Raw genomic sequence first — 14,806 nt, 5'->3', positions numbered from 1 at the left:
ATAGGCACGGATTTCCGCAAAGATTGAATCAATCATCTTTGCGGAAATCTGCGTTTTTTATATTGTTTTTCTCCCGTGGTGAAAAAAAGACATAAAAAAAGAGCGAAAGTTCTTATCAAACCCGCTCACATCCTGAAGAACCCCCCTCCATAATGGGGTTCTTTTCATCTTTCTCGTCTCAGTTGCGTTATCCTCTCTCTTGTACCTAAAAAACAACTCTTTTAATACCTATAAAACTAATTTCCTGAAAACTTTCTTTTTCTAATTACCTTAAATCTTGCTGCTAATACCTTTCTAAATCAATCTTTCTTTACCTAAATCTAATACCTTAAATTAAAATCTTTACCTTAATACTTAATACCTAATTTTGTTCTTTTCTTTATTAACTTAATATTTGGTTTCACAACCACATTGCAAAGGTACGGCTTTTCTTGATATTAGCAAGTAAATAGATGCTGAAAAACATAAAAAAGGGTGAATTCATGATATATATCAAGAAAACACCCTTTTTTTATTTCTTTTAGCGTTATCGCACACGGATGATGCGTTGGTTACTGCTTCCCCTAAATTCCAAGTAAGGAGAGTACAAATCCGGCTCGAATCGTCCGTCTACTATAACATCCACATAATCCAGTACCGGTTTTAACATTTCATCGTTTTGTATTTGTTCAAATGTATATCCTGTATAACACCAGATGTTTTGTCCGGTAGCTTCTTTGATCTGTTTGACTAGAGCCAGGAATTCTTGAGGATGATAAAGTGGATCTCCACCGGAAAAGGTGATTCCGTCCAATAATGGATTAGCATTTATTTCGCAGATAATTTTTTCTATTTTTTCCGGTGTGAGCGGAGTGCCTGCCGATGGGTTCCAGGATTCGGGATTCTGGCAACCGCGACAATGGTGACGGCATCCGGCTAGATAGATAGAATAGCGGATGCCTTCACCGTCGACTATTGTTTCAGGATAGGTAAATAACAAGTTCATGCTGATTATCCATGCTTTACCCGGTCACGCTCTTCGGCACGCTTGGCTGAATTCCAAGTGCTGAGGTCGCCTGTCAAATACCCGGTAATGCGACGCATTCGCATTATATTCTCGCTCTGGCAAACAGGGCACTTGTCGTAAATGACCCCTTTGTAACCGCAAGCCTGACAAGTATCAACAGGATGATTGATGGAACCGTATCCAATGCCTTCGTCATGCATTACTTTTACAATCTTGGCTATGGCTTTTACATTTTTCTGAGCTTCTCCGTCCAGTTCTACGTAAGTGATATGTCCTCCGCGGGTAATGGCGTGGAAAGGAGCTTCCCGTTTTATCTTCTCGGTGATGGTGATGGGCTCTTTTACATCTACGTGGAAAGAGTTTACATAATAGTCATTATCCGTCACGCCGGGAATGATGCCGTATTTGCGGCGGTCCATACGGGTGAATCGTCCGGAAAGTCCTTCGGCAGGCGTGGCAAGTACGGAGAAATTCAACTGATATTTCTGTTTGTATTCGTCTGCCACTTTATTCATTTCCGTAACGGCTTCGAATAATGTATCCCATGCTTTCTGGCTATGTGCGTGACCTTCTCCATAAAGAGCCATCATGGCATTGTGCCCGCCGATAAAGCCTATCCCCAATGTGCCTTGACGCAATACATCCCCCACCTGGTCGTTGGGCGAAAGTTTTCCTCCGCCTTTCCACACATCATTCCCCATCATGAACGGGAACTGGCGTGCCAAGGCTGTACGTTGATACTGGTAGCGTGCATACAATTGTTCGGCGATTAGTTCGGACAAAGCATGTACACTTTCTATGAATATTTCTTTTGCTTTTCTTTCTATGGCCTCTTTTTTGCCTGATTCTTCCAGACTTTCTGCCTTGATGCGTGCTTCGATGGCCAGCCGGGGCATATTCATAGTGGTGAATGACAGGTTGCCACGTCCTAATGAACTTTTTTCACCCGCTATATTTTCGTATACGCGGGTACGGCATCCCATAGTTGCCAGTTCATAGCGGTAACGTTTAGGGTCCTTGATATCCCATTTCTCATTTTTGTTATAAGGAGTATCCAAAAACATAAAATTAGGGAACAAGGCTTTTGCGGTGGTACGGCAAGCTTTCAGAAACAAGTCGAAATTGGGAGCTTGGAATTCCATGTTGCCTTCCAGTGCCGCTTCGAAATTTTCCATGGCTTTCTTATAGTCCTCTTCGGAATAAGATACTCCGTCTTTAACCTTGAATATCTGTATGGGGAAGACTGGTACTTCGCCACGGGTACCCAGGCCTTCGATGGTAGCTTTCAGCAGTTCCTCTATGACCATGCGGCCTTCGGGAGAAGTGTCTGTTCCATAATTGATGGAACTGAATACGACTTGATTTCCCCCTCGCGAATGCATGGTGTTCAGGTTGTGGATGAATCCTTCCATTGCCTGATGTGTATCTTTGCGCGTCATGGCGTATGCTTTCTCTTCAATTTTCTTGAGAGCCTCTGTTCCGGGTTCTTTTCCTTCTACTTCTATATAAAACTCGGTTAAAGTTTTCAGATGTTTGCGAAATGTCTTCCGTACCCCTTCCGCCATAAAGAAGTCGAAGGCGGGGATAGCCTGTCCGCCATGTTGCTCGTTCTGGTTTGTCTGGAATATGATGGTGGCCAGAGTGGCATAACTTTGAATGGACTGTGGAGTACGGATACTTCCGTTTTTAGTGCGGAAGCCGCGTTCGAACAAGTCATCCAGGTCATATTGGATACAAGTGGTAGTCTTGGTGGGATAGTAATCCAAATCATGTATATGTATGTCGCCCAACTGATGCGCTTCGGCATATTTTTTAGGCAACAAATATTTATAGGTATAGTCTTTAGTAACTTCCGAGGCAAAAGTCATCATCTGTCCGGCGGGAGTATGGCTGGACATGTTGGCATTACTCAGGTTGACATCATTTTTGTCGATGGCTACAATGCCGTCCATGATGTGCTTCATTTGCGTTTTACGGTCGCGTTCCGTATTCCGCCATTCGCGATAAATAATGTATTTCTTAGCCACTTCGGGACGTACTTTCATCAGTTCCTTTTCTACCAGATCCTGAATCTCTTCCACACTGATGGTTGGAGATACAAAATTGCTGATAACCCGCATGGTAATTTCAGCAATCAGTTTGTCTTCATTGTCAATTCCGGAGGCATGGAATGCCTTGCCGATTGCATTTTTAATTTTACTGATGGAAAAGTCTTCCCGCTTTCCATCACGCTTAATAATACAAATCTCAGCGTAATTCATTGTTGGAAAAATTAATTGTTAATTTAAAAAACTTGGCTGTCCTTCCAGGCAGGTTTTCTGACTTATCTCTCCCTTAAAACGCCTTCCCGCAAATAGTTTTGTAGTGGCATATTGTTTCAGTTCAACGAGAATTACAGCAGCGGGTACTGTTGCTGATTTTCACGGCATTCCCTCTTAGAAGGGGTTAACTTCACCTTGTCGGACGGCTACAAAGGTATAACATTTTGGGAAACTTTCTGTTTAAAAAATAAATAAAAGTTTTCCAAAACGGATAACTTATTGAAGATGGGAGGGTTATAAAATGTACCACAATGCCATCATATGGCAGATTGTTCCTCCTAATACAAACAGATGGAAAACAGAGTGCATATAGGGCAATTGGGGGAAGGAATAAAAGACAGCTCCGGTGATGTAAGACACTCCTTCGCCGATTAACCAATAAATAAAAACAGGAGGTACATGTTGGCAGAGCGGCTTGAAACCTACAAAAATGCTGCATCCCATGGCTATATAACAAATTGTTTCCAGGTTGCTATGTTCTTTCAGGTTACAAAAACATAGAATGATCCCGGCGAGGGCGCATAGCCATACGAAACTAAGAATTCCCCATCCCCAATAATCTGCTTCCCGCAAGGCTATCAGCATGATGGGGGAATAGCTTCCTGCGATATGCAGATAAATCGAAGCATGATCGAATTTGCGCAACACTTCGCGGTGAGGAGATGGTTTGCTGGCATGATACCAGGTGGAGCTGATATAGGAAGACAGCATACCGAATAGATAGAGCCACATGCCACCTGTTGCCCACGGATTGCCACTTTTCATGGCAGTAAGCAACAGATAACCGCCGCCGGCGATACCTATCAGGATACCAACACCATGTGACAGGGTATTGGCCCACTCTTCTCCTTTGGTATAGTGTATGGTCAATTTCTTATAAGTTTTTGGGTGTTAATCCCATGCTTTTTGCTTTCTTCAACATGTGTTCTAAAGCAGCATCATGTTCATTAGGGATGATTCCATCCAGTATGGCATCCTTGATAGAACTTTTCAGACTGCCTATTTCACGGCAGGGCTGCAGGTCGAATATCCGCATAATTTCTTCTCCGTCTACCGGAGGTTGGAAATTGCGTATCCGGTCTTTTTCTTCCAGGTCTTTCAGTTTCTGGCGTACCAGTTTGAAGTTATCCAGGAATTTTTGTTTTCGTGCTTCATTTTTTGAAGTGATGTCCGCTTCGCACAGCATCATCAAGTCGTCAATATCATCTCCGGCTTCAAAAAGCAGACGTCGCACGGCGGAATCAGTTACTACATCATCTGCGATAACAATGGGACGCATGTGCAGGCTGACTAACTTTTGGACATATTTCATCTTCTCATTCATGGGCAGTTTCATCTTGCGGAAGAGGTCCGGAATCATTTTCTCACCGATAAAGTTATGATTATGGAAAGTCCATCCTATACGTGGTTCCCAGCGTTTGGTACGTGGCTTGCCTATATCATGCAACAGAGTGGCCCAACGTAGCCATAGGTTGTCGGTATGTTTGGAAATATTGTCCACAACTTCCAAGGTATGGTAGAAGTTATCTTTATGGGCACGGCCGTTCCGGGTTTCCACTCCTTGCAACGCTACCAGTTCAGGAAAAATCAAAGGTAACAGTCCGCAGCGGTCCAGTTCTATAAAGCCTTTGGACGGTATGGGGGCGAGCAAGATCTTGTTCAACTCGTCGGCGATGCGCTCTTTGGAGATAATATGAATGCGTTCCTTGTTACGTGACAGTGCTTCGAAAGTGGTGTCATCAATATAGAAATTCAGTTGTGTGGCAAACCGGACACAACGCATCATGCGGAGCGGATCGTCACTGAAAGTGATGTCCGGGTCCAGCGGCGTACGGATAGTTCTCTCTTTCAAATCGTCCAGTCCATTAAAAGGATCTACCAATTCACCGAAACGTGCTTTGTTCAGGCACACTGCCATGGCATTGATCGTAAAATCGCGCCGGTTTTGGTCGTCCTCCAAGGTGCCGTCCTCTACTACGGGCTTACGGCTGTCATGGCTGTACGACTCTTTACGGGCACCGACAAACTCCACTTCCGTGTCATGGTATTTAACTTGTGCCGTGCCGAAATTCTTAAAAACAGAAACGTGTGCTCCGCGTCCCAGCTTCTTGCCGAGGGCTTGTGCCATTTCAATTCCGCTTCCTACTACTACAACGTCTATATCCTTAGAGGGACGTGCCAAAAATATATCTCGTACATAACCTCCTACAACGTAACATTCCAATCCCAGTTCGTCTGCCGTTTCGGAGATTAACTTGAATATCTTATTATTAAAATGTTCTTTTAGTTCCATATTCATCTTAAAGAGGGGCAAATTTACGATTTTTTGCGCAGGATAAGGAGAAATCACGCAATTAAATTGTATTTTTGCCTGCATATAAAACGATCAAGTACATGAAAAAGATAGGATTAGTAGCATTATTTGCCTTGTTGCTGGCCGGTTGTGATGATGGCGGCGAGAAGAAAGCGCAAGAAAATTTGCGTAAGGCTGAAGCGGCTTTGGAAAAAGAGAACTTTAATGAGGCCAAATTGCAGATAGACAGTATCCGCATCCTTTATCCGAAAGCGTTTGAAGCCAGAAAACAGGGAGTCAAGCTGATGCAGCAGGTGGATTTGAAAGAACAGCAGAAAAGTCTGATTTACCTGGATAGCATGATGGTGGTGAGACAAGCTCAGCTGGATTCCGTCAAAGGTAATTTTGTTCTTGAGAAAGATACTGCATATCAGGAGGTGGGTAACTATTTTTATCCTACCCAGACGGTAGAAAAGAATATAGGCCGTTCATTCTTGCGCGGACAAGTGAACGAGCAGGGGGAAATGTCCCTTACCTCTATTTATTGTGCAGGAGGCACGTTGCATCACACGGCGGTGAAAGTGAGTGTGGGGGATACCTTTGCCGAAACTCCCGCCTCGAAAGACAGCTATGAAACCACTGACTTGGGCCGTGCAATCGAGAAGGCCGATTATAAGATGGGGGAAGACGGCGGCGTTATCGCTTTTATTGTAGCGAACAAAGATAAGAATATCCAACTTCAGTTTATCGGAGACCGTACTTATAAAACGGCTATGCAACCCAATGACCGTAAGGCGATTGCAGAATTAACAGAATTGGCGCGCATCCTGTCCGGCATGGAACAAATCCGTAAAGATAAGAAAGAAGCGAACTTGAAAATAGAGTTTGTAACCCGCAAAATGCAGGAACAGGAGGAAGAGAAGTGATGTAAATCGGAACACAAACAAAGCGGATTTTGAAAAGATTCCCCAAAGTCCGCATTGTCCGTGTCCCTTGTTTCATGTATAGCCCTTACAATCGCTTCAAGGCCAGCTTGATCACTTTCTCTACCGGGGCGGCAGGCTCCTCTTTCAGTATGGCAGCCACTACCTTTTGTGATGCGGCTTGTGCGAATCCCAGCATGGTGAGTGCGGAGACAGCCTCGTCATGAATTTCTGTATTGGCCGGATTGGCAAACATTTCACTGTTCACTGTTTCCACGCCCGAAGTGGCGATCTTGTCCTTTAAGTCTACTATGATGCGTTGGGCAGTTTTCAGGCCGATGCCTTTCACCGTTTTCAATAACTTGTCATTACCGGAACTGATTACTCCGCACAGTTCGGAAGGGGATAAAGCCGACAGAATCATACGTGCCGTGTTGCCGCCGATGCCCGATACGGAAATCAGTAACAAAAATAACTCCCGTTCCTGCTTGGTCGAGAATCCGTAGAGTACGTAGGCGTCTTCCCGGATCGCTTCATAAATATATAATTTCGTATTGCTCTGATTCTGAATGGCCGAATACGTATTCAATGAGATATTGATGCCATATCCCATCCCGTTACAGTCTAAAACTACCGTTGCCGGAGTAATCTCCGCAATGTCTCCTTTAATATATTCTATCATGGTTGTTTCATTTGAAAATTTACAGTTCTTTGCAAAAATAGGACATCTATCTTTTAAATTATAAGTTCGGCAAGAATATTTTTAAATTATTAGGTCGTAGTGAACAAAAAAATGAGGCAAAATGTTTATTTTTGCAGCGAATTAACAGATAATAGTAAACTAAACCCAATAAAAGATGAGAAAAATAAGAGCGGCCGTGGTTGGATACGGTAACATTGGTCAGTATGTAGTGGAGGCTTTGGAAGCTGCTCCCGATTTTGAGATTGCAGGTATCGTCCGTCGTAGCGGTGCGGAAAACAAGCCTGCCGAGTTGGAAGCATACGCTGTGGTGAAAGATATAAAGGAATTGAAAGATGTGGATGTGGCTGTGCTGGCTACTCCGACCCGTAGCGTGGAAAAATATGCTAAAGAGATTCTGGCAATGGGTATCAATACGGTAGATAGTTTCGACATTCATACACAAATCACTTCTCTCCGCCGTTCATTGGATGAGTCGGCAAAGGCCGGTAAGGCTGTCGCTATTATTTCTGCCGGATGGGATCCGGGAAGCGATTCTGTAGTTCGTACACTGTTGGAAGCCATCGCTCCGAAGGGCATTACTTATACCAATTTCGGTCCGGGACGCAGCATGGGGCATTCCGTAGCAGTCCGTGCCATTGATGGAGTGAAGGATGCTTTGTCCATGACTATTCCTGTGGGTACCGGTATCCATCGCCGTATGGTGTATGTGGAACTGGAGGAAGGTGCGGACTTCAAGACTGTGGAAGCCGCCATCAAGTCGGATCCTTATTTTGTAAATGACGAGACACATGTAAAACAAGTTCCATGTGTGGACGATTTGAATGACGTGGGTCATGGCGTTAACCTGGTTCGTAAAGGGGTATCGGGCAAGACCCATAATCAGTTGTTCGAGTTTGACATGAAGATTAATAATCCGGCTCTTACCGCACAGGTGCTGGTTTGCGTGGCACGTGCCTCCATGAAACAGCAGCCCGGATGTTATACCATGATTGAAGTTCCTGTAATTGATCTGCTGTGCGGCGACCGTGAGGAACTGATTGCGCATTTGGTATAAAGAGGTTTCCTCAAAAAGAACGATATTCTGAAAATCTCTTCTCCGTTTTATTTCGGAGAAGAGTTTTTTTTATTTCCTTTGTGCTCATAAACAAAGAAATAGAACAATGATAGCAAGTATTGTATGGGATGTGGATCCTATCTTATTTAAAGTAGGTAGTTGGGAAGTGCGTTGGTATGGGCTGATGTGGGGCCTTGGTTTCATATTAGCTTATGAAATAGTAAGCCGTTTATTCAAAAAAGAGAAGTATCCGGAAGACTGGGTGGACAAGCTTTTCGTCTATTGCATAGTCAGTACGGTCATTGGCGCCCGTCTGGGGCATTGTTTATTTTATGAATGGGACTATTATAGCGCCCATCCTGTTGAAATATTCAAGATTTGGAAAGGTGGGTTGGCAAGTCATGGAGGGGTATTTGCCATCATTCTGGCTCTGATGTGGTATTCAAAAAAAGTAACCCGGAAAAGTGTGTGGTGGTTGTTTGACCGCATGATACCTGCTGTGGCGATTGTCTGCTTCTGTATCCGTTTGGGTAATTTAATGAATTCCGAGATATTCGGATATCCCACCACGTTGCCTTGGGGATTTGAATTTGTCCGTTCCCGGGAGTGGCATCAGCTGTATGAAGGTTTGCCTTGCCATCCTACTCAGATTTATGAAATGCTGTATTGCCTGGTTGCCGGTGTAACTGCCTGGGTGATGTACCATACATACCATTTACAAAAAAGAGTGGGATTAATAACCGGAGTAAGCTTGCTTATATTTTTTGGCACTCGTTTTGCTCTGGAGTTTATGAAGAATCCGCAGGTTGCCGAAGAGGCGGATATGACTTTTAATATAGGGCAGTGGCTCAGTGTGCCGCTGATTCTGCTGGGGGCGTATCTCATAGCTACCAGCCGTACCCGGAAAGAATAAAGGTTCCGGGAGGGGGGGGCAAATGAAAGGACGCCTTTTCAGCTTTCCGGCATCGCCCTGTATATCACGTGCGGGGCGCGTCCGTCTCTTTCTATTTTCTTTTCACTGCTCCATTGGCGTAGTTCGCTGCCGGCTTTTGTTTTCAGCAACCCTGTCAAGGCACAATATTCCTTGCAAGTGATAATGGAGTGCTCTTTCAGATAATTCGTCAGCCGTACAAAGCGTTCTTCTGCTGAATATCGGGTGGAGGAGGTCCGGAAACCATATTCTGCCCGTTCCAGCTTTCCTTTGCTTCGTACCTCCTTACGAAATTTCCGGGTGGGTTTGAACTTTATGTTGTCAAAATGTACCGATGCGGCTCGTATCTCGCTTTTGTCCGTTACCTTGCGGCAAGTCAGTGTGGCCGAGAAAGTACCCAGTTCTCCCAGTTTTACGTTATAACCGTCTGCCAGGTAATTGGCGATAATGCTTTCCAGGTCACATAGCAGACCGACGACGGTCCCTTCGTGGACGGTGGAACGCCGGGCAATGTCTTTAGCCAGGTCTTTCAGGCTTTTTGTGCCCGATACTACAATTTGTGGATACAGGGTGGGCTGTTCCTTCTCTCCCTGTATGTCGGGGGAGGTTTTGAAATCATACTTTGCTGCCATGTTTAATGCTTTTTAATAGGGAGATTAAGTCGTTTCTTGCTGAACGCTAAGGGGATTCTTTCTATTAACTTCTATAGACGCAGGCAATGGACCGTACGGTTTACTGTAGTGGACTGTACGGTCTGCTATAGTGGATTGTACAGTCTGCCATCGGAGTCTGTCTTAGTATTCAGGACAAAAGTACTTAATCATACTGGAAAAACCTATTAATTCATAGGAGAAAAGAGCTTGTACGGGCAAATTAGATGTTCCCCTTGAAGGTTTGAGGGATTTTCCTTTCATTGTGGCGTCTTTCTTTTCAGTTGGTGCTGTTGTAAAGGTAAGTGTTTTATGCTGATTACTGGCATACTTCGGATAGAAAAAGAGGAATTGGAAATTTTTTTCTCTTGCTTGCCTAAAGGCGGGCTGATAGTAGGCTGAAGGATAATCCTTCAGGTGTTTTCTTCGATGAAATGGGGAAAAAACAGCAAAAACTGAAGGCTGAAGGAAAATTGGGATGAACTTGTTTTTAGAGGTGAAAAGGCCTATGGTTCACGAGAAATGTTACATAATCCGTCACTTTTGTTGCAATGAAACAAAAATGCCAGCAGCTGTAACAAATGTTTTATAGAGGTTGCCGGCTGTCCCCTACCTTTGCCTCAGAAAAACTTTTAAAAACATTTAATGCTATGAACAAAAATCAACAAAAGAACCGGATGGGCGCGGTCATTATTTTACTTGCCGCAGCTTGCTTGAATGGTTATGCACAACAAGATTCTACCAAAGTGGCCTCTAATTCGAAAGAGGAAGGCAATCGCAATGTCATGTTGAATGCGGCTAGTGCCAATGGTCCTCGTGAAATCTCTATCGGCCTGCCCGGTGGTGATGTGAATGTACTCGAAAATGGTCTTCCTGTAGTATATAATTCGAATCCTCATAATGTAAACACGCATTGGCGCGGAGACAGCAGCTTGGGACATACCGGATTGTTGAAGATTTCCGAAACTGCGATTACTACCGGCAATATAGGTTATGCTGTCAATTCATTTACGGAACTCGGCTTGAATAAAGAGAAGAAAATGAATGGCGTGCTGAACTACGGCACCAATCATTTCGGTAAACAGCAATTTGACTTCAATCTGAATGGAAGCATCGGAAAAGATTGGTTTTACAGCGGCAGTATCTATCAGAATTTTGATCCGGGTTCGTTCAAACTACGTTTTGCACAATATCAGGACCGGACTCAGATCTATAAGTTTGCTTTGACTAGGTTCTACAATGAAGGACGTGGACAGCTATCTGCCATCTACCATTACAGCAACAGCCATTGGTTGTCCAATGCTACCACCGGTGCACCATTTATTTATGTAGGCGATGGGAGTGTGAAGGAGATTCCCGGTTTCGGTCTCGGTACTTCTTCCTATCTGCCTAATGTATCGGATATGGTTTATATGGACATGCGTACCGGAGAGATGAAAAAGATCAGTCTGTATGATGCTACGGCCAGTAAAGGAAATCAGTTGACGGTTCTTAACCGTTACCGGTGGGATAACGGGTTGGAGTGGAAAATCAATATGAAGTATGACCATGCTTTGGGCTCCTATCTGTACCAGACTCCGATGTCTATGGAGCAGAAAGTATTGGCCGACGGTTATAGCACCAAAGGACTGGATGGAGCTTTGAATCCTTATGAAGGATATGTACAGAGCCGTATGTCCTGTTTCAACCGGGGGAATATAGATGAATTCTTCTTTACCACCGAGTTGTCGCGGAAGTATGATTATATGACTTGGCGTGTGGGGGTGAACGAATGGTATTATGATGTGGACTATGCTTCGAACACTACCATGTACGACCATACGGTAGAAGAATATCCCCAAATGTTGTACAGCGCCGATACGAAGGATATTCATCATTACGGAAATACTCCTTATTATAATCTGAACCAGAATGCTTCCGAATATTACAAAGGACATGAAAACAAATTGGCTCTTTATGCTACTCACGATTGGGATATCACTGATCAATGGAATGTGTATTATGGCGCACGCTTTGAGTACCAGCGTCTGGCAGGAAAGAACCTGGCGGTATATAATGCCGAAGGCAATCCGGTAGGCCGCTTTGCCGGTTATCATATCGGGGCAGTTGCGGCCGATGGTACGAAGATAGCTCCCCGTCATTTCAGCTACGATTGGTTGAACATGGCTTTCACGGCGGCCGCTACTTATAAAATGACGAAACAATTTGGCTTTACCGCCGATTTTACCTACAATACCCAGCGTCCGAATATGTCGAACTTTGCTCCTGCCGAGATGCCGAATGTAGATAAGATTACGATTCCTTTGGGGCGTGCGGGTATTTATTTCAATAATGACTGGATTAGCCTGACCTCATTATTCAGTTACATTGCCAAGACTAACAACAACTCTACCTTGAACCTGATTAATCCGAATAATGATAAGGATATTAAGGCGGCTGCATTGAGTTATGATATTGAAACAATAGGATGGACGACGGATGCAGTTGTGAAACCTTTCAAAGGATTTGATTTCCATTTCCTGTTCACTTACCAAAGCCCGAAGTATAAAAAGTATGAAACAGGAGTGACTTTTAGTGACGGGACAACATCGGGTATCAATGCCACCGGCAATATCGTTACTGAAATTCCGAAGGTGCTGATAGAGCTGGACCCTAGTTACAACATTACCAAAGACTTGAAGGTATGGGCAAGTTTCCGTTACTTCAGCAAAACGTATGCGAATATCAAGAATGCTTATTACTTCAACGGCCGTTGGGAAACATTCGGTGGAATTAACTGGAATGTAAACAAACATCTGTCCTTAAGCGGAACTGTGATAAACTTCTTGAACCAGACCGGTGCTAAGGGCAGCATCTCGGGGGCGGAATTGGTTGATAAGGAAAATGCGGCAGCATATAATGGCGCATGGATGGCAGGTAGCTATATCCGTCCGTTCACCGTAGAATTTGCGGCGAAAATAACATTCTGATTTTAATAATAAAACTTTTAATACCATATATTCCATGAAAACAAATCTTGTTAACCTTGTATTAGGTTTAGCCTTTACAGCAGGCACAGTTTCCTGTCAGTCACAAAAAAATAATCTGGTGTTCGAACATCAGGGGGATACAGTCACTATCGTGCATATTGCCCATCCCGCTAAATATTTGTTGCTTCCGATTCAGGAAGGCAGTAAGGAAGGACAGGTGAAATTGGAAACAGGCAGTCCGGCTGATACTGAAATGGATATTCGTCTAGCTATCGACAGTGTAGAATATTATGTACCTTTCGCTTTGACTCAAGATGAGGGGGGCGCTACGGTGACTATCCGCAATGTGGCCGCTGATGCTCTTTGTTGGGACAGCATTAAAGTCTCGGATACATTTGATACAACAAACAGAGATAAATTCCGTCCTCTTTACCATCACACTCCGCTTTATGGATGGATGAACGATGCCAACGGACTGGTTTATAAAGATGGTGAATATCACCTTTATTTCCAGCATAATCCATACGGCTCTATGTGGGGGAATATGCATTGGGGACATTCCGTGAGCAAAGACTTGGTTCATTGGGAACACCTCGACCCGGCGATTGCCCGTGATACTTTGGGGCATATCTTCTCGGGAAGTGCTATTGTGGATAAAAATAACAGCGCAGGCTACGGTGAGAATACAATTATTGCTTTTTATACTTCGCACCGTAATGTACCCGGTGGACAGAGTCAGGTGCAAAGTATGGCATACAGCACGGACAATGGACGCACTTATACAAAATATGAACAAAATCCGGTCCTTACTCCGTTTGACGGGCTACAGAATTTCCGTGATCCGAAAGTATTCTGGTATGAGCCCGAACAGAAGTGGATTATGATTGTCAGTGCGGACAAGAATATGCGTTTTTATTCATCTGCAAACTTGAAGCAGTGGGAATACATGAGTGAATTTGGAGAAGGATTTGGTCCTCAGCCCAATCAGTTCGAATGTCCGGATTTCATTCAGTTGCCTGTAGATGGTGACCGGTCTAAGATGAAATGGGTGATGATTGTAAATATCAATCCGGGATTTGTTTATGGAGGCAGTGGTACTATGTATTTTGTAGGCGATTTTGACGGACATCGGTTTGTATGCGATACGAAACCCGAGGTGGTGAAGTGGCTCGACTGGGGAAAAGATCATTATGCCACCGTTTGCTTCTCAAATACAGACAGCCGTATCATTGCTGTTCCTTGGATGAGCAACTGGCAATATGCTAACTATACTCCTATACAGCAGTTCCGTAGTGCCAATGCTTTGCCACGTGAATTGAGTCTGTATACAGGTGAGGACAAGCAGCTTTATCTGAGTGCCGCACCGGTAAAAGAGACGGAAAACTTACGGAAGGATTCTAAAAAACTGGATGACTTTACAGTGAATGGTGAGAAGCGTTTTGAAACACTTTTTGAAAATAATGATGGCGCTTTCGAACTGGAACTGCAATTAACATCGGCAGGTAAAGAAGCTGGTTTTGAATTGCTGAATAGTCTGGGTGAGAAAGTGAGGATTTATCTGGATGCTGCGGAAGGACGTGTGGTAATGGATCGGGCGGAAAGCGGTATTGTAGACTTTGGCAAGAAGGTAAAGCCGCATGATTTGGATACCGAAGAGAGTTATGCTCGGTATAAAGAAGTGACGGTGAACTATAAAAATGATTTTGCTTTGGGTACTTGGGCTCCGATAAACACCGCGAAAGGACATAAGGTTCAAGTGTTTGTGGATAATGGAAGTGTGGAACTGTTTGTTGACGGCGGTCGCATTGCCATGACTAATCTGGTATTCCCGAATGAACCTTATAACTCCTTACGTTTTTATAGTGAAGGAGGGGAGATGAAAATCTCAGATTTCACAATATATAAATTAGGTCTATAAATAGGTCAGGTGAATAAGATGAAGAAATAAAAAATGAA

General features: G+C 43.9%; 11 protein-coding genes and 1 riboswitch. Of the genes, 5 read left to right on the top strand and 6 right to left on the bottom strand.

Annotated elements, in window-relative coordinates; all coding sequences use genetic code 11:
- Positions 1-526: 526 nt before the first annotated feature.
- From nrdG to AB5935_RS08050, 4 genes are all read right to left on the bottom strand, one after another.
- Complete coding sequence (nrdG, locus tag AB5935_RS08065; RefSeq protein ID WP_007831339.1) at positions 527-985, bottom strand: anaerobic ribonucleoside-triphosphate reductase activating protein; 459 nt, start codon at positions 983-985, stop codon at positions 527-529.
- A gap of 5 nt (positions 986-990) precedes the next feature.
- Positions 991-3,267: an anaerobic ribonucleoside triphosphate reductase gene (locus AB5935_RS08060; RefSeq protein WP_007842195.1), complete on the bottom strand. Its 2,277-nt coding sequence runs from the start codon at positions 3,265-3,267 to the stop codon at positions 991-993.
- A gap of 29 nt (positions 3,268-3,296) precedes the next feature.
- Positions 3,297-3,480: riboswitch (cobalamin riboswitch) on the bottom strand.
- An 81-nt stretch (positions 3,481-3,561) separates the two neighbouring features.
- Positions 3,562-4,197, bottom strand: coding sequence for a PAQR family membrane homeostasis protein TrhA (gene trhA / locus AB5935_RS08055; RefSeq protein WP_007831343.1), 636 nt, complete (start codon positions 4,195-4,197; stop codon positions 3,562-3,564).
- A 4-nt stretch (positions 4,198-4,201) separates the two neighbouring features.
- The gene (locus AB5935_RS08050; protein WP_007851143.1) at positions 4,202-5,704 is read right to left on the bottom strand and encodes a CCA tRNA nucleotidyltransferase; all 1,503 of its coding nucleotides are present in this window, start codon (positions 5,702-5,704) and stop codon (positions 4,202-4,204) included.
- A gap of 17 nt (positions 5,705-5,721) precedes the next feature.
- Between AB5935_RS08050 and AB5935_RS08045 the strand changes: the two genes are divergently transcribed.
- A complete protein-coding gene (locus tag AB5935_RS08045; RefSeq protein WP_007831347.1) occupies positions 5,722-6,546 on the top strand; it encodes a hypothetical protein in 825 nt (274 codons plus the stop codon).
- A gap of 85 nt (positions 6,547-6,631) precedes the next feature.
- Here AB5935_RS08045 and ruvA read toward each other — a convergent pair whose 3' ends face one another.
- Positions 6,632-7,225: a Holliday junction branch migration protein RuvA gene (gene ruvA, locus AB5935_RS08040; RefSeq protein WP_007842202.1), complete on the bottom strand. Its 594-nt coding sequence runs from the start codon at positions 7,223-7,225 to the stop codon at positions 6,632-6,634.
- 175 nt (positions 7,226-7,400) lie between these two features.
- Here ruvA and AB5935_RS08035 point away from each other — a divergent pair, with 175 nt between their 5' ends.
- Both AB5935_RS08035 and lgt read left to right on the top strand, forming a co-directional pair.
- Positions 7,401-8,300, top strand: a complete 900-nt coding sequence (locus AB5935_RS08035; RefSeq protein WP_007831351.1) for a diaminopimelate dehydrogenase — start codon at positions 7,401-7,403, stop codon at positions 8,298-8,300.
- Positions 8,301-8,406: 106 nt separating this feature from the next.
- Entirely contained in the window at positions 8,407-9,213 is an 807-nt protein-coding gene (lgt, locus tag AB5935_RS08030) for a prolipoprotein diacylglyceryl transferase (protein WP_007831353.1), read from the top strand.
- Positions 9,214-9,251: 38 nt separating this feature from the next.
- Here the strand turns inward: lgt and AB5935_RS08025 are convergent, their stop codons facing one another.
- Positions 9,252-9,863 (bottom strand): HU family DNA-binding protein, encoded by a 612-nt coding sequence (locus AB5935_RS08025; RefSeq protein WP_038611411.1) that lies wholly within the window; start codon positions 9,861-9,863, stop codon positions 9,252-9,254.
- Positions 9,864-10,531: 668 nt separating this feature from the next.
- Between AB5935_RS08025 and AB5935_RS08020 the strand changes: the two genes are divergently transcribed.
- On the top strand, positions 10,532-12,850 hold the full coding sequence (locus AB5935_RS08020) for a TonB-dependent receptor (RefSeq protein ID WP_038611407.1): 2,319 nt from the start codon (positions 10,532-10,534) through the stop codon (positions 12,848-12,850).
- Between the two features lie 34 nt (positions 12,851-12,884).
- Positions 12,885-14,768 (top strand): DUF4980 domain-containing protein, encoded by a 1,884-nt coding sequence (locus tag AB5935_RS08015; protein WP_038611404.1) that lies wholly within the window; start codon positions 12,885-12,887, stop codon positions 14,766-14,768.
- Positions 14,769-14,806 lie beyond the last annotated feature (38 nt).

This window comes from Phocaeicola sp. RTP21198st1_B8_RTP21198_201120 (genome assembly GCF_040929485.1).
GTDB lineage: Bacteria > Bacteroidota > Bacteroidia > Bacteroidales > Bacteroidaceae > Phocaeicola > Phocaeicola dorei.
The sequence above is the reverse complement of the archived record's forward strand: the minus strand, read 5'-3'. Positions and strand labels throughout refer to the sequence as shown.